Below are 18,564 nucleotides of genomic sequence, written 5' to 3'. Positions count from 1 at the left end.
CGGCGCTTCAGCTTCGCCGCGGCTTTTCAGCTTCGCCGCGGCGCTTGCCCGTCCCGCTCGTCCAGGCCCTTCAGCACCTTGTCGAGCGTCAGCGGGTAGTCGCGGATGCGGATGCCGGTGGCGTTGTGGACCGCGTTGGCGAGCGCGGCGCCGGCCCCGCAGATGCCGAGCTCGCCCAGGCCCTTGCTCTTGAGCGGATTGGCCTTGTCGTCGAGCTCGGGCAGGAACACCGCCTCGATCGCCGGGACGTCGGCGTGGACCGGCACGTGGTACTCGGCGAGGTCGTGGTTCACGAAGGTGCCGAAGCGGGCATCCATCACCGCCTCCTCCATCAGCGCGGCGCCGATGCCGAAGGTCATGCCGCCGATCGCCTGCGAGCGGGCGGTCTTGGCGTTGAGGATGCGCCCGCCCGTGAACACGCCGAGCATGCGCCGCAGGCGGATCTCGCCGGTATCCTGGTCGACGCCGACCTCGGCGAAATGCGCCCCGAAGGAATAGTGCGAGAACCGGTCCTTCAGCGTGCCGGGCTTGATCTCGCCCTCGGCCTCGAGCCCGGCCCCGCCCGCGAGGTCGGCGATCGCCTCGGAGCGGTTGCCCGAGGCGACGCGCCCGTTCTCGAAGACCGCGCCCTCGGCCTGGAGGTCGCCGGCCCGGAGCAGCGCCTGCCGGAGATTGTCGCAGGCGACGTAGAGGGCCGAGCCGGCCGAGCCCGCGCCGAACGAGCCGCCCGAGCCCGCCGCCATCGGGAAGGCGGTGTCGCCGATCTCGACGCGGATGCGGTCGATCGGCAGACCCATCATCTCGCCCGCGATCTGGGCCAGGATCGTGTAGGTGCCGGTGCCGATGTCGGTCATCGCCATCCGCACGGTGAGGATCCCGTCCGGCCCGAGCCGCACCTTGGCGGCGGAGGGCATCAGCGGGTTGAGGCGGGCCGCCGCCGACATGCCGAGGCCCACCATCCAGCGCCCGTCCCGCATCGTGCCCGCGGCCTGGCGCTTCTCCCAGCCGAACAGCCGCGCGCCCTCGCGCAGGCAGGGCACGAGCTGGCGCACCGTGAAGGGGACCTGCTTCTCGGGATCCTCGCTCGGCTCGTTGCGGATGCGCAGCTCGACCGGGTCGATCCCGAGCTGCTCGGCCAGCTCGTCCATCGCGCATTCGAAGGCGAGCTGGCCCACCGCCTCGCCCGGCGCGCGCATGGCCGAGGTGATCGGCACGTTGAGGTTCGCGATGCGGTGCCGGGTGATCCGGTTCGGCGCGGCGTAGAGCGAGCGCGTGACGTTGGCCGCCGTCTCGAAGAACACGTCGCCCTCGGCCGCGTTCGACCAGGATTCGTGGGCGATCGCGGTGAGCCGCCCGTCGCGGTCGGCGCCGAGCCGGATGCGCTGGATCGTGTCGGTGCGATGGGTGGCGACGTGGAATTCCTGCTGCCGGGTGAGCGCCACCTTCACGGGCCGCTTCACCACCTTGGCGGCGAGGGCGGCCAGGATCGCCTCGGGCAGGACCTGGAGTTTCGAGCCGAAGCCGCCGCCGATGTAGCGGCTGACGAGGCGCACCTTCTCGGGCGGCAGCTTGAGGACCGAGGCGAGGGATTTCTGCCCGCGGTTCAGCATCTGGTTGGCGGTGTGGAGCACCACGGCGTCGCCGTCCCAGGCCGCGATCGTGGCGTGCGGCTCCATCTGGGCGTGGATCTGGGGCGGCGTGGTGTAGGTCGTGTCGAGCTTCACCGGCGCCGAGGCGAACGCGCCCTCGAAATCGCCGAGCTGGGAATCCGGCTCGGTCTGCGCCTTGGCGGGCTTGTAGGTCTCGCCCATCGCCGCCGCGAGCGAGGCCTTCGGGGGCTTCGTGTCGTAGCGGACCTTCACCAGCGCCGCGGCGGCGCGGGCCTGCTCGAAGGTCTCGGCCACCACGAAGGCCACCGCCTGATCGAAATGCGTCACCTCCGTCCCGGTGAGCTGCGGCCAGACCTGCTCGCGCTTCTCGCCCTGGGGCGGCACGTTCTCGTGCGTCATCACCAGGATGACGCCGGGAGCCCGCCGCGCCCGGTCGGCGTCGATCGACCGGATCGTGCCGCGCGCCACCGCTGAGCCGACGACGAAGCCGTAGGCCGGGTTGTCGAGTTCGCGCACCTCGTAGGCGTAGGGCGCGCGGCCCGTCACCTTGAGGCGCCCGTCGATGCGGTCCACCGGCTTGCCGACGAGGCCGTTCGGCCGTCCGTCGAGGGGCGTCGCGCCGATCGGCTGGTTCATGTCCATGGGGGAATCCTCGGAGGCATCCTGGATCGGGCGGGGCCGCTCAGGCGCGGGAGATCTCGGTCATCACCGCGCGCAGGGTCCGCCGGGTCAGCGGGATCTTGAAGTCGTTGGCGCCGTAGCCCCTGGCGCCCGCGAGCACCCGGTCGGCCGCCGCATCCGCGGAGCCGCTCTCGACCAGGGCGGCCTCGGCTGCCTCGACCCGCCACGGCTTGTGGGCGAGGCCCCCGAAGGCCAGACGGGCGAGCGTCGGCTTGCCGGATTCGCCCCGGGCGACGATCGCCGCCACCGAGACGGTGGCGAAGGCGTAGGAGGCCCGGTCGCGCACCTTGCGGTAGACATGCGTGCCGGGCACGGGCTTGGGCAGCGTCACCGCCGTGATGATCTCGCCGGGCTTCAGGGCCGTCTCCACCTGCGGCGTGTCGCCGGGCAGGCGGTGGAACTCCGCGATGGGGATGGCGCGCGCCTCGCCCCGGCCGTTCACGGTCTCGACGCGGGCGTCGAGGGCGCGCATCGCCACGTTCATGTCGGAGGGGTTGGTCGCGATGCAGGCCTCGCTCGTGCCGAGCACCGCCATGATCCGGGTGAAGCCGCCGATCGCTGAGCAGCCGGAGCCGGGCTCGCGCTTGTTGCAGGGCTTCGTCGTATCGTAGAAATAGTAGCAGCGCGTGCGCTGGAGCAGGTTTCCGGCCGTCGTCGCCTTGTTGCGCAGCTGGCCCGACGCGCCCGCGAGCAGCGCCTTGGCCAGCACCGCGTAATCGGTGCGGATCCGCGGATGGGCGGCGAGATCCGCGTTACGCACCAGCGCGCCGACGCGCAGGCCGCCGTCGGGCGTGTCCGAGACCTGATCGAGCGGCAGCCGGTTCACGTCGATCACGGTGCGGGGCGTCTCGATCTGCAGCTTCATCAGGTCGAGGAGGTTGGTGCCGCCGGCGATGAAGCGGGCGTCCGGCCGCTCCCCGGCCATCCGCGCGGCCTCGGCGACGCTCGTCGGGCGCTCGTAGGTGAAGGCCTTCATGGCGCGCTCCTCAGAGATCGGTGCCGGCGGCGTCGCGGATCGCCGCGACGATGTTCGGGTAGGCGCTGCAGCGGCAGATGTTGCCGCTCATCCGCTCGCGGATCTCCGCGTCGGTCAGGCTCGGGCGGGCGGCGACGTCCGCGCTGACATGGCTCGGCCAGCCGGCCTTGACCTCCGCGAGCATGCCGACGCCCGAGCAGATCTGGCCCGGCGTGCAATAGCCGCACTGGAAGCCGTCGTGCTGGATGAAGGCCGCCTGGAGCGGGTGCAGCGTCTCGCCGGTCGCCAGGCCCTCGATCGTGGTGACGGCCTCGCCGTCATGCATCATCGCCAGGGTCAGGCAGGAATTGATGCGCCGCCCCTCGACGAGGACGGTGCAGGCGCCGCACTGGCCATGGTCGCAGCCCTTCTTCGTGCCGGTCAGGCCGACATGCTCGCGCAGGGTGTCGAGGAGCGTGGTGCGGGTGTCGAGGACGAGGTCGTGCGCCTGCCCGTTGATCGTGAGGCGGACGGGCAGGGTCTGGGGCGCCGGATCGCCGGGCGCCGGGGCCGCCACCGCACGGCCGGGCCAGCCGAAGCTCACCGCGCCGGCCGCCGCGGCACAACCCTCCATCACGGCCCGACGCGTCAGCGTGGGGCCCGTCCCGTCCGTTCTGTCGGTCATGCGCGCCATCCCGTGCCGGCAACCGGGGCCGGCCTGGCGCGGACGGGTGGCGTCCGCGCATCTCAATCTGTGCGCGAGGCCAACGCGAGGATTGCAGCTTGGATCCGGTCCAGACTGCGCCGTATGGGCGCGGGGGGGCTCCCGGTCGCGGCGGGCTCAGATCTCGGCCGCGAGCCCGTCGTGCCCGAGCGCGGACAGGGTGAGGTGGTCGGCCCCGACCTCGGCGCCGGTATAGCCCAGCATGTGCGCGAGCTGGTCCCGGGCGCGCCAGACCCGGCTCTTCACCGTGCCGATCCGGCACTTCAGGATCTCGGCCGCCTCCTCGTAGGAGGCGTTCTCGACGGCCACGAGGATGAGGGCCTCCCGCATCACCGCCGGCAGGCGGTCGAGGGCGGCCTGGACGTCTTGGAGATCGAGATGCCCGCCCTGGGCCGGGACGGTGGCGAGGCGGGCGGCGTGGTCGCCGTCGGTGTCAGACACCTCCCGCGACTGCTTGCGATGCACGCTGTAGAACGCGTTGCGCATGATGGTGAACAGCCAGGCGCCGAGATTGGTGCCGGCCTTGAAGCTCGCCCGGCTGCGCCACGCGCGCAGCAGCGTGTCCTGGACGAGATCGTCGGCCGCGGTCGGGTTCCGCGTCAGCGAGACCGCGAAATTGTGCAGGCTCGGCACCGCTTCGAGCAGGCCGGCCCGGAACGCGCCCTCGTCGCGGTCCTGGGCCTTGGCCAGGGCGGCGTCGAGCTTGGCCACGAGCTCGGCGATGTTCTGCGAAGGCGGCACCGGCCGGAGCGCCGCGTAGGTTGCCTGGAGGTGGTTGCCGAGATGGCTGCGGATCGCCTCGGTCAGGGCCGGGGCGACCGCGGGATGCGCTGAGGCGCTGGGCAGGGCGTGCTTGCCGGACATCGGACCTCGTTCGCCTAGAAGTTGTTCGAGCTGGCTCGATTTCGCGTCACCTTGTTCTCGCGCAGGGGCCCGCCGGGTGCAGCAACATAGGTTACCGGTCCTGTCGCAAGACTTCGGGCGGACTTGGCGCGGCGATCGGAAGCACTGGACCGAGACGGTCGCTGCACCAGTGCGTCGGGAGCACCGGTGGAAGTCCGGGCGCCGGATCAGCCGCGGCGGGGCGCGCGCGGCAGGCGATCCGCGCTGCGCCGCAGCATAACACCGCGTCGCAAAACCTTTATGCTCAGTCTCAGCATATCTGGACAGGGACGCCCGGGCCACCTAAGTTAGGCGGCACAATGCTCAAACTGAGCATAATGGAGGACGCCATGGCGGCGACCAGTCGACCGATCCCGAGCGCACCCGTTCCCGGCCTCGCCGGCGCGATGCCCCTGCCCGACATCTACGCCCGGGTGAGCCGGCACGTTCCGGCCATCGAGTGGCCGGCGCTGGCACCCGACATCGAGGCGATCCTGCGCCTGAAGCGGGAGCGCAATGCGGTGATCCTCGCCCACAATTACCAGGCGCCGGAGATCTTCCACACGGTCGCCGACATCGTGGGCGACAGTCTCGCGCTCGCCCGTGAGGCCGTGACGGTCGATGCCGACGTGATCGTGCTGGCGGGCGTCCACTTCATGGCCGAGACGGCCAAGCTCCTGAACCCGAGCAAGACGGTTCTGATCCCCGACATGGGGGCCGGCTGCTCGCTCGCCGATTCGATCACCGCCGAGGACGTGCGGGGCCTGCGCGCCCGCTATCCGGGCGTGCCGATCGTGACCTACGTCAACACCTCCGCGGCGGTGAAGGCCGAGTCCGACCTCTGCTGCACCTCGGGCAACGCCGTGGCGGTCGTGCGCTCGCTCGGCGTGCCGCGCGTCCTGATGATCCCCGACGAGTTCCTGGCCCAGAACGTCCAGGCCGAGGTGCCGGAGGTCGAGATCCTGACCTGGGCCGGGCATTGCGAGGTGCACGAGCGCTTCACGCCGGCCGACATCCGCGACGTGCGCGAGAGCTACCCGGGCGTCACCGTCATCGCCCACCCCGAATGCCCGCCCGAGGTGGTGGCCGAATCCGACTTCTCGGGCTCGACCGCGATGATGATGAACTTCGTCACCGAGAAGCGGCCGGCGCAGGTGGTGCTCGTCACCGAGTGCTCGATGGCCGACAACATCGCGGCGCAGAACCCCGACATCGAGTTCATCAAGCCCTGCAACATGTGCCCGCACATGAAGCGCATGAGCCTGCGCAACATCCGCCGCTCGCTCGAGACCCTCACGCACGAGGTCACCGTCGATCCCGCGCTCGCCGACCGGGCGCGCGCGGCGGTGGAGCGCATGCTCGCGGTGCCGGCCTCGAAGGCCTCCGCCCCGACGGTGATCGCGCGATGAACGCCTTCTCCCGCAACCCGGCCGACCGCGTCGTCGTGGTCGGCGCGGGCGTGGCCGGCCTCAGCGTGGCGCTCCGCCTTGCGCCCCGGCCGGTCACCCTGGTGAGCGTCGCGCCGCTCGGCACCGGCACCGCCACCGGCTGGGCGCAGGGCGGCATCGCCGCCGCGATCGGCGCCGACGACGCGCCGGGCCTGCACGCCGCCGACACCCTGGCGGCGGGCGCCGGCCTGAGCCGGCCCGACGTCGCCGCCCGGGTGGCCGCCGAGGGGCCGGGCCTGATCGCGTGGCTCGTCTCCCTCGGGATCCCGTTCGACCGCACCGAGGCGGGCGCGCTCGCCCTCGGCCTCGAGGCGGCGCATGGCCGCCGCCGCATCGTCCGCTCGGGCGGCGACGCCACCGGCGCCCGGGTGCTGGAGGGCCTCGTGCGGGCCGTGCAGGCCGCCCCCACGATCGAGGTCGTCGTGGCGGACGTGCGCGATCTCCTGCGCGACCGGCACGGCGCCGTCGCCGGGGTGGTCTGCGCCCGCGACGGCGCGTCCTTCCGCATCCCGGCCCGGGCGGTGGTGCTCGCCACCGGCGGCCTCGGGGCGCTATACGCGGCGACGACCAACCCGCGCGGCGCCACCGGGCGCGGCCTCGCCCTCGCGGCGCGGGCCGGCGCGGTCCTGCGCGATCTCGAATTCGTGCAGTTCCACCCCACCGCGATCGCGGCCGGCGCCGATCCGATGCCGCTCGCCACCGAGGCCCTGCGCGGGGAGGGCGCCCGGCTCATCGACGAGCGCGGCGATCCGGTCATGGCCGGGATCGAGGGCGGCGATCTCGCCCCGCGGGACGTGGTGGCCCGCGGCATCTTCCAGGCGCTGGCACGCGGACGCATTGTCCATCTCGACGCGCGCGGCGCGCTCGGGACCCGCATGCCGACGCGCTTCCCCACCGTCGCCGCGCTCTGCGCCGCGGCCGGGATCGATCCGGCCCGCGCGCCGATCCCGGTGCGGCCGGCGGCGCATTACCACATGGGCGGCGTCAAGGTGGATGCCCGGGGCGCGACCTCGGTCCCCGGTCTATACGCCTGCGGCGAGGTCGCCTCGACCGGGCTGCACGGCGCGAACCGGCTCGCCAGCAACTCGCTGCTGGAGGCCCTCGCCTTCGCGGGCTTCATCGCCGAGGGGCTCGACCTGCCGCCGCCCGCCGCGATCCTGCCCGATGACGGCACCGTGCGGACGTCCGGCGACCTCGCGCCGATCCGCCGGCTGATGGAGACGCATGTGGGCGTCGTGCGCGACGCGCAGGGTCTCGCCGAGGCGGTGGCCCGGCTGGCGCCCGCGATCGAGACCTGCGACGCGTCCCTCGTCGCCCTGCTGATCGCCCACGGCGCGCTCCGACGCGAGGAGAGCCGCGGCGCCCATTGGCGCAGCGACTTCAGCGGGGCCGCCCCCGCGCGCCACACCGAGACCACGCTCGGCGCCCTGCGCCGCGCCCTCGCCGACAGCGTTCCGGCCGCGGAGGCCCTGGCCCGATGAGCAACACCGACGGCACCGCCGACATCCTGCCCCTGCCGCGCCTCCTGGTGGAGCCGGTGGTGCGGGCCGCGCTCCTCGAGGATCTCGGCCGGGCCGGCGACATCACCACCGACGCGATCGTGCCGCCGGAGGCCCGCCTCGACGGCTTCATCGCGGCCCGCCAGACCGGGGTGATCTCCGGGGTGGACGCCGCGCGCATCGCCTTCGAGCTGATCGACCCGGCCGTCAGCGTCACGGTCGAGCGCGGCGACGGGGCGCGAGTCGTCCCCGGCGACGTGGTGATCCGGCTCGCCGGCCCGGCGCGCGCCATCCTCACGGCGGAGCGCGTCGCCCTGAACCTGCTCTGCCGGATGTCCGGCGTCGCCACCGCGACCGCGGGCCTCGTCGCGGCGGCGCGCCCGCACGGCAAGGCCGCCATCGTGTGCACCCGCAAGACCACGCCGGGCCTGCGCGCGCTGGAGAAGCACGCGGTTCGGGCCGGCGGCGGCTCGAACCACCGCTTCGGCCTCGACGACGCCGTGCTGATCAAGGACAACCACGTGGCGGTGGCCGGCGGCATCGTGCCGGCGATCGCCCGGGCGCGGGCGCGGGCCGGCCACCTCGTCAAGATCGAGGTCGAGGTCGACACGCTGGCCCAGCTCGAGGAGGCGCTCTCCGTCGGCGCCGACGCGGTGCTCCTCGACAACATGGGGCCGGACATGCTCCGGCAGGCGGTGGCGATGATCGACGGGCGGGCGCTGTCCGAGGCGTCCGGCCGCATCACCGTCGAGACGGTGGGCGCCGTCGCGGCCTCCGGCGTCGACCTGATCTCCTGCGGCTGGATCACCCACAGCGCCGCGATCATCGATCTCGGCCTCGACGCGGCCTGATCCGGGTTCCGCCCGCGCGGCGCGCCCGGATCTGCGCGGACTTGCCCGGGCGCCGCCCCTCGGCAATAACCCCGCTCGGCCGGGCGCCTTCGCCGCGGGCGGGGGACGGCGCAAATCCATGATGCGGGTGACGCCCGAGGAGGATCCGCGCGGTCCCGTCCCGGCCATGCCGCCGCGTCCGGCACGGCCGCTCGGCGTCGCCGGGCTGCTCAGGACGGTGGCGACGAACTCCCTCGCGGTCTGCGACGAGGAGCTGTTCGAGCGGCCGATCGTGCCGCGGCGCTACCTGCTCCAGCCCGTCCTGTTCGTGAGCGACCCGGCGGCGATCCGGCACGTGCTGATCGATCGCTTCGACACCTATCCGCGCGTCACCTCGATCCGGCGCCTGTTCGAGACCGACCTGCGCACCGGCACGCTCGCCAGCGAGGGCGAGACCTGGCGCCGCCACCGCCGCGTCGCCACCCCGGCGATCGACCATCGCGCCATCCGCCCGGACGTGCCCGGCCTGATCGCCCTGGCCGAGGCGCATGCCGAGACGCTCGCGCCCGCGGGCGCCGCGGCGGAGGCGCCCCTCGACATCGAGCGCTGGGTCGGCGGGCTCGCCACCCTGCTGTGGAACCAGATCGTGACGGGCGGCGATCCCGACGGCGTCGCGATCCTGCGCTGGCTCTCGAAGGTGCCGCACAAGCCGCGGCCGATCGACCTCGTGCCGATGCCGGACTGGCTCGCCCGGCGCTTCGTCCACGACCGGCGCGACCCGACGCTGAAGCTGCACGACGCGCGCCTGCACGCGATGATCGCCGAGCGCCGGGCCGAGGGCTATGCCGGCGCGCAGGACCTGCTCTACCGCCTCGTCCGCATCCGCGACCGCCAGACCGGCCTGACCCTGCCGGATACGGAGGTGCGCGACGAGGCCGCGAGCCTCATCGCCGGGGGGGCGGCCTCGGTCCGGGCGCTCACCTGGATCTGGTACCTCCTCGCCCTCCACCCGCAGGTGGAGGCCCGGGTCCACGCGGAGATCGACCTCGTCCTGGGCGGGCGCGCGCCGGAGCCCGACACCCTCGGGCAGCTGCCCTATACCCGCCGCGTGCTCGAGGAGGTGATGCGCCTCTACCCGCCGATCCCAGCCATCCTGCGGCAGGCCGCCGCCCGCGACGTGGTGGGCGGCCATACGGTCCGGCGCGGCACGATCGTCGCCGTGCTGCCCTGGATCGTGCACCGCCATCGCCGGCTCTGGCAGGATCCCGACCGGTTCGATCCCGACCGCTTCCTCGACGCCAACAGCGCCGGGCGGCCCAAGCTCGCCTACCTGCCCTTCGCCACGGGGCCGCGCGTCTGCGTCGGCGCGTCCTTCGCGATGACCCAGATGCTCGCCGTGATCGTCGCGCTGGCCCGCCGCTACCGCTTCCGGCTGGCCTCCGACCGGCCGGTCGTGCCCTTCGGCGCGATCAGCCTGCAGCCCCAGGGCGGGCTGCCGGTCTGGGTGGAGCGGCGCTGAGCGCGGCCCCGCGCAAGGCCCCGGACAAGGAAAAAGCGCGACTCCGGATCAGGAGGGTCGCGCTTTCGGGAAGGTGGCCCGCGGTCTCAGGGAACGGGCTGGGACACTCCTAGCCTAGGCCGGCCGGCGGCGCAGCCGCGCGCGCTCGAAACTGCATACAATGTTCACGGCCTGTCGCCCGGTCCGGATCGCGTCGCGATCCGGCCGCCGCGCCGCCGCAATCCCGCCGCGGCCGGCCAGCGCCGCGGGGTCCGCAAAGCCCTGATTCCACAGGGGGCGCAGGGCCGCCGCGGGCGCCTTACGGCAAAGCTGCCACAGTGTTGCCACGCAGTCACGAGGCGGTCCGAACCGTGCTGCAATGCGGTTTCGAGCTTGGCTTTGGGCGGCGCTCGTTTACCCGTTGTGGAGACATGGCGCCCCAGTGTGCCTGCGATATCCACCGCGTTCTCCACAGTACCAGCCTGCCTTCGAGAGGCCTCGATGCGTCGTTCCGCCCCCGCCCTGATCGGGCTCGTCTGCGCGGCTGCCGCGTGGGCATCCCCCGCGCTCGCCTACGAGATCGATCCGCTGACTCGTCAGCCGCTCGACAACGCCCTCACGGTCCGCGTGCGCCCGCAGGCCGTGGAGACCGTGGCGGTGCCCACCGCCAACGCCTCCCTGAACCCGGCCGCCGACCCGATGGCCTCCGCCGTCCCGCAGATGTCGGCGATCCCGCGCGAGACCGTGTCGTATAACGGCCCCTACGGCGCCGGCACGATCGTGGTCTCCACGGCCGAGCGTCGGCTCTACTACGTCCTTGGCAACGGCGAGGCCCTGCGCTACGGCGTCGGCGTCGGCCGTCCGGGCTTCACCTGGGGCGGCGTGCAGACCATCACGATGAAGCGCGAGTGGCCGGATTGGCGTCCGCCGTCGACCATGCTGCGCCGCCGTCCCGACCTGCCGCGCTACATGAAGGGCGGCATCGAGAACCCGCTCGGCGCCCGCGCCATGTATCTTGGCGGGACCATCTACCGCATCCACGGCTCGAACGAGCCGGAGACGATCGGCACCGCCGTCTCGTCGGGCTGCATCCGGATGACGAACGACGACGTGGCCGATCTCTACACCCGCGCCAAGGTCGGCACGAAGGTGATCGTCCAGCGCTGAAAGCCCGTCCGGCTCGCGGCGATCCAGATATCCGGGGGCCGGCGGCGACGCCGGCCCCCGTCGCGTTCCGGCGTCCGGCTCGGGCCGGCGCGGGGAGGAGATCAGGCCGGCACGGGCGCCGGGCTCAGGCCGGCAGGGGCGCGAACGCCAACGCCTCCGGCCGCTTCACCTCGATCTCCACGAAGGCGATCGGGTGGTCCGAGCCGTTCTGGACGTCGTGCCGGATCCCGGCCGGGCGGCCGTAGGCCTCGCCGGCCGCGAGCCGGGTCTCGCTGACCGCGGTGCCGTCGTGCACCCGGAGGGTGCCCGCCACCAGCATCACCACGAAGTACGGCCAGCCGTGTTCGTGCCAGCCGGTCACCGCGCCGGGTGGGAAGTCCCAGCGGGTGATCCGCAGGGAGGCGTCGTCGCGCTGGACCGTGGCCAGCGCCGGAATCGTGCAGGCGAAGGCCATGGAGTTCGCCGCGTCCGGTCAGTGGCAGCCGCAACTGCCGCTGCCGCAGCCGCCGCCCTTCGCCGCCGCCGCGGCCGTCCCGCGGCGCTCCCGGTCGAGGCCGCGCTCGGCCAGCTCCCGCAGGTAGGTCTCCCAGCGGCTGCCGTACTCGGCACCGAGCTCGTAGAGGTAGCCCCAGCCGAAGATGCCGGTGTCGTGCAGGTCGTCGAAGCCGAGCTTGACCGCGTAATTGCCCACGGGCTCCACCGCCAGGATCTCGACCTCGCGCTTGCCGCCGATCACCTTGCGCTCGGCGGGCGAGTGGCCCTGCACCTCGGCGGAGGGGCTCGACACCCGCAGATACTCGGCCGGTAGGGCGAAGCGCCCCCCGTCGTCGAAGGCCACGTTGAGCACGCGCCTGTCCGCGGACAGGCGGATCTCGGTCGGCCAGCGCTCTTCGGTCACGGCTCTCTCCTCAAGTCCTGTGCAACCGCGCGGTGCGATCGGCTTGCCCGGCGACGCGGATCCCCTCATATGCCAGGGCATGCTAGGTTCGTCATCCGACGCCGATCCCGCCGTCAGGCCGCACAGTGCAGAGTCCCAGATGTGGGGTCCGCGTACCGATACCGCAGCGCCCGTCGCGCCGCTGATCGACCCGTTCCAGCGGGCGATCACCTATCTGCGCATCTCGGTGACGGACCGGTGCGACCTCCGCTGCGTCTACTGCATGGCGGAGGAGATGAACTTCTTGCCCAAGCGCGACCTGCTGACGCTCGAGGAGCTCGACAGGCTCTGCGGGGTGTTCATCGATCGGGGCGTGCGCAAGCTCCGCATCACCGGCGGCGAGCCGCTGGTGCGGCGCGACATCCTGCACCTGTTCCGGCGGCTCTCGCGCCATCTGGGCACTGGGGCGCTGCAGGAGCTGACGCTCACGACCAACGGCACCCAGCTCGGAAAATTCGCGGGCGAACTCGCCGAACTCGGCGTGCGCCGTGTGAACGTCTCCCTCGACACGCTGGACCCCGACAAGTTCCGGGCGATCACCCGCCGGGGCGACCTGGCGGTGGTTCTCGACGGGATCGCGACCGCCCGGGCCGCGGGCATCAAGGTCAAGATCAATGCGGTGGCGCTGAAGGGCGTCAACGAGCACGAGATCGCCGACATGATCGCCTGGGCGCACGGCCTGGGCATGGACATGACGCTGATCGAGGTCATGCCGCTCGGCGAGATCGAGGGCGACCGCACCGATCAGTTCCTGCCGCTCTCGGTCGCCCGCCAGCGCCTTGAGGCGCGCTACACCCTGACGCCGCTGCCCGATCGCACCGGCGGCCCGGCGCGCTACGTGCGGGTGGAGGAGACGGGGGGACGCCTCGGCTTCATCACGCCGCTCACTCACAATTTCTGCGAGAGCTGCAACCGCGTACGGCTGACCTGCACGGGCAAGCTCTACATGTGCCTCGGGCAGGAGGATGCCGCGGATCTGCGCGCCGCGCTCCGGGCCTCGCCGGACGACGCCCTGGTGACGCAGGCGGTGATCGACGCGATCGCCCGCAAGCCGAAGGGCCACGATTTCGTCATCGAGCGCCAGCGCCCGGCCGCCGTGCCGCGGCACATGAGCGTGACGGGCGGGTAGGGCGGCCGAGGGCTGCCCCGCGCGGGCCTGACCCGCGCGAGCCTGACCCGCGCGGGCGCGCTATCCCTTACGGGCAGGCGTGGCGCCGGCCGTCATTGCCCAGATAGGTGCCGGTCCGGACGTCGTAGGAGCGGAAGCGCTGGACGCAATAGGCGGTGTCGTCGCCGGTCGCGGGGGCTTCCGTCGTCTCGGCGCCGTAGCCGACCGTGGCATAGCCGTCGTCGTACCCGTAGCTGCCCGGATAATCGTAGCCGTAAGCCGCGGGGTAGCCGTAGCCGTAGGCGCCGTAGAGGCCGCCGGCCGCGAGGCCGAGACCCAGGCCGACGCCGGCATAGCCGAGGCCGCGCCCGCCGCGGCGATAGCCGTAGCGCTGTCCGCCGAACCCGCGCTGCCCGGCAAAGCCCGCGTTCCCGCGATAGCCGGCATTGCCGAGGGCGCCGCGGCCCGCGAAGCCCGCCGTGCCGACGCCGGCGGTGGCGATTCCCGCCCGACCGGCGAAGCCGGGATTGCCGAAGCCGCCCCGGTTCCCCGCGAAGCCGCCCCGGTTGCCCGCGAACCCGCCGCGGTTTCCGGCGAAGCCGCCGCCGCCGAAGCCGCCGCCGCGGCTCGTCAATCCGCCGCCCGCGAGGGCGCCGCCGCTGAATCCGCCGGCGCCGTGGAATCCGCCCACGCCCCCGCCCCCGCGGAAGCCGCCGCGGGCGTCGGCGCCGGCCGGCAGCAGGGCGAGGGCGCCCAGCGCGAGCGTGGAGACGATGAGAATGCGTGTCATGGGTTTCGTCCTGATGTCGTGACCTCTGAACAGGGTCAACGAAGGCCGAGCCGCCTTCGTCGGGTGCGACATCTTGTCATTCGCGTCCTGCCCCGCTCCGGGGGCGGCTCAGAAGAAGGCCTGCAGCCCGGTCTGGGCCCGGCCGAGGATCAGCGCGTGGACGTCGTGCGTGCCCTCGTAGGTGTTGACCGTCTCGAGGTTCTGGGCGTGGCGCATGACGTGGTACTCGCCCATGATGCCGTTGCCGCCGTGCATGTCGCGTGCCGTGCGGGCGATGTCGAGCGCCTTGCCGCAATTGTTGCGCTTGATCAGCGAGATCATCTCGGGTGCCATCCGGTTCTCGTCCATCAGCCGCCCGACGCGCAGGGAGGCCTGAAGGCCCAGCGCGATCTCGGTCTGCATGTCGGCGAGCTTCTTCTGCACGAGCTGGGTCTGGGCGAGGGGTCGGCCGAACTGCTTGCGCTCCAGCGTGTAGGCGCGCGCCCGGTGCCAACAATCCTCGGCCGCGCCCATGGCCCCCCAGGAGATGCCGTAGCGCGCCCGGTTGAGGCAGCCGAACGGGCCCTTGAGCCCGGACACGTTCGGGAGCAGCGCGTCCTCGCCGACCTCGACGCCCTCCATCACGATCTCGCCCGTGGTCGAGGCGCGCAGGGAGAGCTTGCCCTTCAGCGTCGGGGCGGAGAGGCCCGCCATGCCCTTCTCGAGCACGAAGCCGCGGATCGCGCCCTCGTGCGCGTCGGACTTGGCCCAGACCACGAAGACGTCCGCGAAGGGGGCGTTCGAGATCCACATCTTGGCGCCCGAGAGGCGGTAGCCGCCGTCGATCTTCTCGGCGCGGGTCTTCATCCCGGCCGGGTCCGAGCCGGCATCGGGCTCGGTCAGGCCGAAGCAGCCGATCCACTCGCCCGAGGCGAGGCGGGGCAGGAACTTCCGGCGCTGCTCCTCCGAGCCGTAGGCGTAGATCGGGTACATCACGAGGGAGGATTGCACGCTCATCATCGAGCGGTAGCCGGAATCCACCGCCTCGACGGCGCGGGCCACCAGCCCGTAGGCGACGTAGCTCGCGCCCGCGCAGCCGTATTCCTCCGGCAGCGTCACCCCGAGCAGGCCGCGCTCGCCCATCTTGCGGAACAGCCCGGGATTGCCGGTCTCGTTGGCGTAGGCCTCGACGATGCCGGGCAGGAGCTCCTCCTGCGCGAAGGCGTGGGCCGCGTCGCGGATCGCGCGCTCGTCCTCGGTGAGCTGGTCCTCGATCAGGAAGGGGTCGTCCCAGACGAAGCGCGCCGAGGGCGGGGCCGAGGGGGCGGCGGAGCCCGCAGGCGCGCGCAGGGGAGCATTCATGGTCGGTTCCTCGCCTCTGTCCGGGTCCGGCCGCGCGGGCCGGACGATGCCGGTCTCGGGGACCGGACGTTGCCGGCCAATCTAAGCGGACCGGCGGCGGGTGCCAGCCCGGACGGTGACAGGCGCGGGCCATGCTCCGCCGGGAGGCGCTCCGGCCGGCCCCGAGAGATCGGGGCGGGCCAGGACCTCGGGTCGGTCAAAGGCCTCGGCTCGGTCCTCGGCTCAGTCCACGAATTCGGCGGCGGCGAAGCCCTGCAGGTAGAGCAGGGCGGTGAGGTCGGCGTGGTCGATCCGGACATCGGCCGCGGCGGCGACCGCGGGCTTGGCCCGGAACGCGACGCCGAGCCCGGCCTCGCCCAGCATGTCGAGGTCGTTCGCGCCGTCCCCGACCGCCAGCGTCTCGCCCGGATCGAGGCCCAGGCGCGTGCGGAGCGCGATCAGGGTGGCGCGCTTCTCGGCCTTGCCGACGATCGGCTCCGCCACGGTGCCGGCGAGCCGGTCGCCGTCGAGGACGAGGCGGTTGGCGTGGTTCTCGTCGAAGCCGAGCCGGTCGGCGACCGGCCCGGTGAACAGGGTGAAGCCGCCCGAGACGAGGCAGGTGCGTGCCCCGTGCGCCCGCATCGTCCGGACCAGCGTGCGCCCGCCGGGCGTCATGCTGATGCGCGTGCGCATCAGCGCGTCGACCGTGCCCAGCGGCAGATCCTTCAGGAGCGCCACCCGCTCGCGCAGCGCCGGCTCGAACGCGATCTCGCCGCGCATCGCCCGCTCGGTGATCGCCGCGACGCGGGGCTTCAGCCCGACCTCATCGGCCAGTTCGTCGATGCATTCCTGCTCGATCATGGTGGAATCCATGTCGGCGAGGAACAGGCGCTTGCGCCGGTGCGCGTCGGCGGGCAGCACCGCGACATCGATCGGCTCGCCCGCGAGGGCCTGCCGCAGCCGGTCCGTCAGCGCTGGGGCCGAAGCGGGCGCGCCCGGCACCAGGATCTCGGCGGCGACCTCCCCGTGCAGGGGGCGGGGCTGGTGCTCGGTGGCGAGCACGCGCCGCGCCTCGGCGAGCACCGCGTCGGTGATGGCGGGCCGCTCCGGGTTTGATATCAGGACCGCGACGAGGGTCATCCGGGAGCCGTCCGCACGTGAAGTCACAGGGGCCGCCCAACGACCGGCCGGCGGCGATCCTCATCGCAGGGCCGACCGCCTCGGGCAAGTCGGCGCTGGCCTCCGCGCTGGCGCTCCGGCACGGCGGCGTCGTGGTCAACACCGATTCGATGCAGGTCTACGCGGATCTGCGCCGCCTCACCGCCCGGCCGGGCCCGGAGGAGGAGGCGCGCGTGCCCCACCACCTCTACGGCCATGTCGACGGGGCGGTGAACTACTCGGCCGGTCGGTTCGCCCGCGAGGTCGCGGCGTTGCTGCCGGCGCTGGGCGACCGGCTGCCGGTCTTCGTCGGCGGCACCGGCCTGTATTTCCGCGCCCTCGAGGAAGGCTTCTCCGAGCTGCCGCCGGTGCCCGACGCCGTGCGCGCGGCGGTCCGGGCGGATTCCGAGGGCCGGCCGACCGAGGCCCTGCACGCCGACCTCGCCGCGCGGGATCCCGACGGGGCGTCCCTGCTGCGCCCGAGCGACCGCGCGCGGGTGCTGCGCGCCCTGGAGATCCTCGCCGCGACCGGCCGCCCGATCCGGGACTTCCACGGGGCGCGGGTGCCGGGCCCGCTCGCCGGGCAATCGCTGCGCAGGCTCTTCCTGGCCCCGGACCGGGCCGAACTGCGCGCCCGCATCGACCGGCGCTTCGAGGCGATGATCGCGGAGGGCGCCCTCGACGAGGTCGCGGCGCTGCGCGAGCGCCGGCTCGATCCGCTCCTGCCGATCATGCGCGCCCACGGCGTTCCGGGCCTGATCGCCCATCTCGACGGCACGCTGAGCCTCGCCGAGGCCGTCGCGCGGGGGCAGGGCGACACCCGCGCCTACGCCAAGCGCCAGTTCACGTGGTTCCGCCATCAGATGGGGGCGGACTGGACGTGGCTGGATCCCAAGGCCGCGCTGGACGGCCTGGCGCCGACCTGACCGCATCCGGTCGGCGGCGCCCGGTCCCGATGGCGACGCGCGGTCCTTCGACGAGCCCGCAGCCGCGTCGCCGGAATGCGCGCCGGTCTCGGCGTCTCAGCGCTCCAGCCGCGCCACGAGGCTCGACGTGTCCCAGCGGTTGCCGCCCATGGCCTGCACCTCGGCGTAGAACTGGTCGACGAGGGCGCTCACTGGGAGCTTGGCGCCGTTGCGCCGGGCCTCGTCGAGCAGGATGCCGAGATCCTTGCGCATCCAGTCGACCGCGAAGCCGAAATCGAAGGTGCCGGCATTCATGGTCTTGCCGCGGTTCTCCATCTGCCAGGAACCGGCCGCGCCCTTCGAGATCACGTCGAGCACCGCCTCGACGTCGAGGCCCGCGCGCTTGGCGAAGTGGACGCCCTCGGACAGCCCCTGGACCAGGCCCGCGATGCAGATCTGGTTCACCATCTTGGTGAGCTGGCCGGAGCCCACCGGGCCCATCAGCCGGCAGGCGCGGGCATAGGCCATGATCGCGGGCTCGACCCGGGCGTAGGTCTCGGGGTCGCCGCCGCACATCACGGTGAGCACGCCGTTCTCGGCGCCGGCCTGTCCGCCCGAGACCGGCGCGTCGACGAAGCCGATGCCCGCGTCGCCCGCCGCCCCGGCCAGCTCTCGCGCCACCTCGGCGGAGGCCGTGGTGTGGTCGACGAAGACCGTGCCGCGCTCCATCCCGGCCAACGCGCCGTCGGCGCCGAGCACCACGCTGCGCAGGTCCGCGTCGTTGCCGACGCAGGCGAAGACGATCTCGGCACCCTGGGCCGCCGCGCGCGGGGTCGCGCCGTGCGCGCCGCCGTTGGCCGCCACCCAGGACTCGGCCTTGGCGCCCGTGCGGTTGTAGACCGTGACGTCGTGGCCCTTGCGGGCGAGATGTCCGGCCATCGGGCCGCCCATCACGCCGAGGCCCAGAAAGGCAACCTTCGCCATCGTGTCCGTCTCCGCTCGCGCCCTGAATGCGTCCCTGCGGTCTAGTTTTGGCGCGGGCCCCGGTCAAA

General features: G+C 73.0%; 17 protein-coding genes. 7 read left to right on the top strand and 10 right to left on the bottom strand.

The genetic code is table 11. The annotated features are described in order from the left end of the window. Positions 1-26: 26 nt before the first annotated feature. From ACS5RC_RS18180 to ACS5RC_RS18165, 4 genes are all read right to left on the bottom strand, one after another. The gene (locus ACS5RC_RS18180) at positions 27-2,252 is read right to left on the bottom strand and encodes a molybdopterin cofactor-binding domain-containing protein (RefSeq protein WP_478345302.1); all 2,226 of its coding nucleotides are present in this window, start codon (positions 2,250-2,252) and stop codon (positions 27-29) included. A gap of 40 nt (positions 2,253-2,292) precedes the next feature. Further along, the gene (locus tag ACS5RC_RS18175; RefSeq protein ID WP_478345301.1) at positions 2,293-3,267 is read right to left on the bottom strand and encodes an FAD binding domain-containing protein; all 975 of its coding nucleotides are present in this window, start codon (positions 3,265-3,267) and stop codon (positions 2,293-2,295) included. Positions 3,268-3,277: 10 nt separating this feature from the next. Continuing rightward, a complete protein-coding gene (gene paoA / locus ACS5RC_RS18170) occupies positions 3,278-3,931 on the bottom strand; it encodes an aldehyde dehydrogenase iron-sulfur subunit PaoA (protein ID WP_478345300.1) in 654 nt (217 codons plus the stop codon). Positions 3,932-4,087: 156 nt separating this feature from the next. Next, entirely contained in the window at positions 4,088-4,834 is a 747-nt protein-coding gene (locus ACS5RC_RS18165; RefSeq protein ID WP_478345299.1) for a sigma-70 family RNA polymerase sigma factor, read from the bottom strand. A 368-nt stretch (positions 4,835-5,202) separates the two neighbouring features. Between ACS5RC_RS18165 and nadA the strand changes: the two genes are divergently transcribed. The 5 genes from nadA (at position 5,203) to ACS5RC_RS18140 (ending at position 11,294) form a co-directional block, all read left to right on the top strand. Continuing rightward, positions 5,203-6,261: a quinolinate synthase NadA gene (nadA, locus tag ACS5RC_RS18160; RefSeq protein WP_478345298.1), complete on the top strand. Its 1,059-nt coding sequence runs from the start codon at positions 5,203-5,205 to the stop codon at positions 6,259-6,261. Continuing rightward, positions 6,258-7,781, top strand: coding sequence for an L-aspartate oxidase (locus tag ACS5RC_RS18155; protein ID WP_478345297.1), 1,524 nt, complete (start codon positions 6,258-6,260; stop codon positions 7,779-7,781). Before nadA ends, ACS5RC_RS18155 begins: the two co-directional genes overlap by 4 nt. Next, positions 7,778-8,650, top strand: a complete 873-nt coding sequence (nadC, locus tag ACS5RC_RS18150; RefSeq protein ID WP_478345296.1) for a carboxylating nicotinate-nucleotide diphosphorylase — start codon at positions 7,778-7,780, stop codon at positions 8,648-8,650. Before ACS5RC_RS18155 ends, nadC begins: the two co-directional genes overlap by 4 nt. 118 nt (positions 8,651-8,768) lie before the next feature. Further along, positions 8,769-10,148, top strand: a complete 1,380-nt coding sequence (locus ACS5RC_RS18145) for a cytochrome P450 (protein ID WP_478345295.1) — start codon at positions 8,769-8,771, stop codon at positions 10,146-10,148. Between the two features lie 480 nt (positions 10,149-10,628). Then, entirely contained in the window at positions 10,629-11,294 is a 666-nt protein-coding gene (locus ACS5RC_RS18140) for a L,D-transpeptidase (protein WP_478345294.1), read from the top strand. Between the two features lie 124 nt (positions 11,295-11,418). Here ACS5RC_RS18140 and ACS5RC_RS18135 read toward each other — a convergent pair whose 3' ends face one another. Together ACS5RC_RS18135 and ACS5RC_RS18130 are read right to left on the bottom strand one after the other, a co-directional pair. Then, on the bottom strand, positions 11,419-11,748 hold the full coding sequence (locus tag ACS5RC_RS18135; RefSeq protein ID WP_478345293.1) for a cupin domain-containing protein: 330 nt from the start codon (positions 11,746-11,748) through the stop codon (positions 11,419-11,421). Positions 11,749-11,766: 18 nt separating this feature from the next. Further along, a complete protein-coding gene (locus ACS5RC_RS18130) occupies positions 11,767-12,192 on the bottom strand; it encodes a gamma-butyrobetaine hydroxylase family protein (protein ID WP_478345292.1) in 426 nt (141 codons plus the stop codon). Between the two features lie 139 nt (positions 12,193-12,331). Between ACS5RC_RS18130 and moaA the strand changes: the two genes are divergently transcribed. Next, a complete protein-coding gene (gene moaA / locus ACS5RC_RS18125) occupies positions 12,332-13,360 on the top strand; it encodes a GTP 3',8-cyclase MoaA (protein ID WP_478345291.1) in 1,029 nt (342 codons plus the stop codon). Between the two features lie 67 nt (positions 13,361-13,427). On the opposite strand, the gene ACS5RC_RS18120 is transcribed toward moaA, so the two are convergent. The 3 genes from ACS5RC_RS18120 to serB all read right to left on the bottom strand — a co-directional run bounded on the left by ACS5RC_RS18120 (position 13,428) and on the right by serB (position 16,589). Then, entirely contained in the window at positions 13,428-14,129 is a 702-nt protein-coding gene (locus ACS5RC_RS18120) for a BA14K family protein (protein ID WP_478345290.1), read from the bottom strand. Positions 14,130-14,237: 108 nt separating this feature from the next. After that, positions 14,238-15,470: an acyl-CoA dehydrogenase gene (locus ACS5RC_RS18115; RefSeq protein ID WP_478345289.1), complete on the bottom strand. Its 1,233-nt coding sequence runs from the start codon at positions 15,468-15,470 to the stop codon at positions 14,238-14,240. A 222-nt stretch (positions 15,471-15,692) separates the two neighbouring features. Further along, complete coding sequence (serB, locus tag ACS5RC_RS18110) at positions 15,693-16,589, bottom strand: phosphoserine phosphatase SerB (protein WP_478345288.1); 897 nt, start codon at positions 16,587-16,589, stop codon at positions 15,693-15,695. 17 nt (positions 16,590-16,606) lie between these two features. Here serB and miaA point away from each other — a divergent pair, with 17 nt between their 5' ends. Further along, entirely contained in the window at positions 16,607-17,533 is a 927-nt protein-coding gene (miaA, locus tag ACS5RC_RS18105) for a tRNA (adenosine(37)-N6)-dimethylallyltransferase MiaA (RefSeq protein ID WP_478345287.1), read from the top strand. A 96-nt stretch (positions 17,534-17,629) separates the two neighbouring features. Here miaA and ACS5RC_RS18100 read toward each other — a convergent pair whose 3' ends face one another. Continuing rightward, positions 17,630-18,496 (bottom strand): NAD(P)-dependent oxidoreductase, encoded by an 867-nt coding sequence (locus ACS5RC_RS18100; protein WP_478345286.1) that lies wholly within the window; start codon positions 18,494-18,496, stop codon positions 17,630-17,632. Positions 18,497-18,564: the final 68 nt, after the last annotated feature.

The organism is Methylobacterium sp. HJ2 (assembly GCF_056431005.1).
The sequence above is the reverse complement of the archived record's forward strand: the minus strand, read 5'-3'. Positions and strand labels throughout refer to the sequence as shown.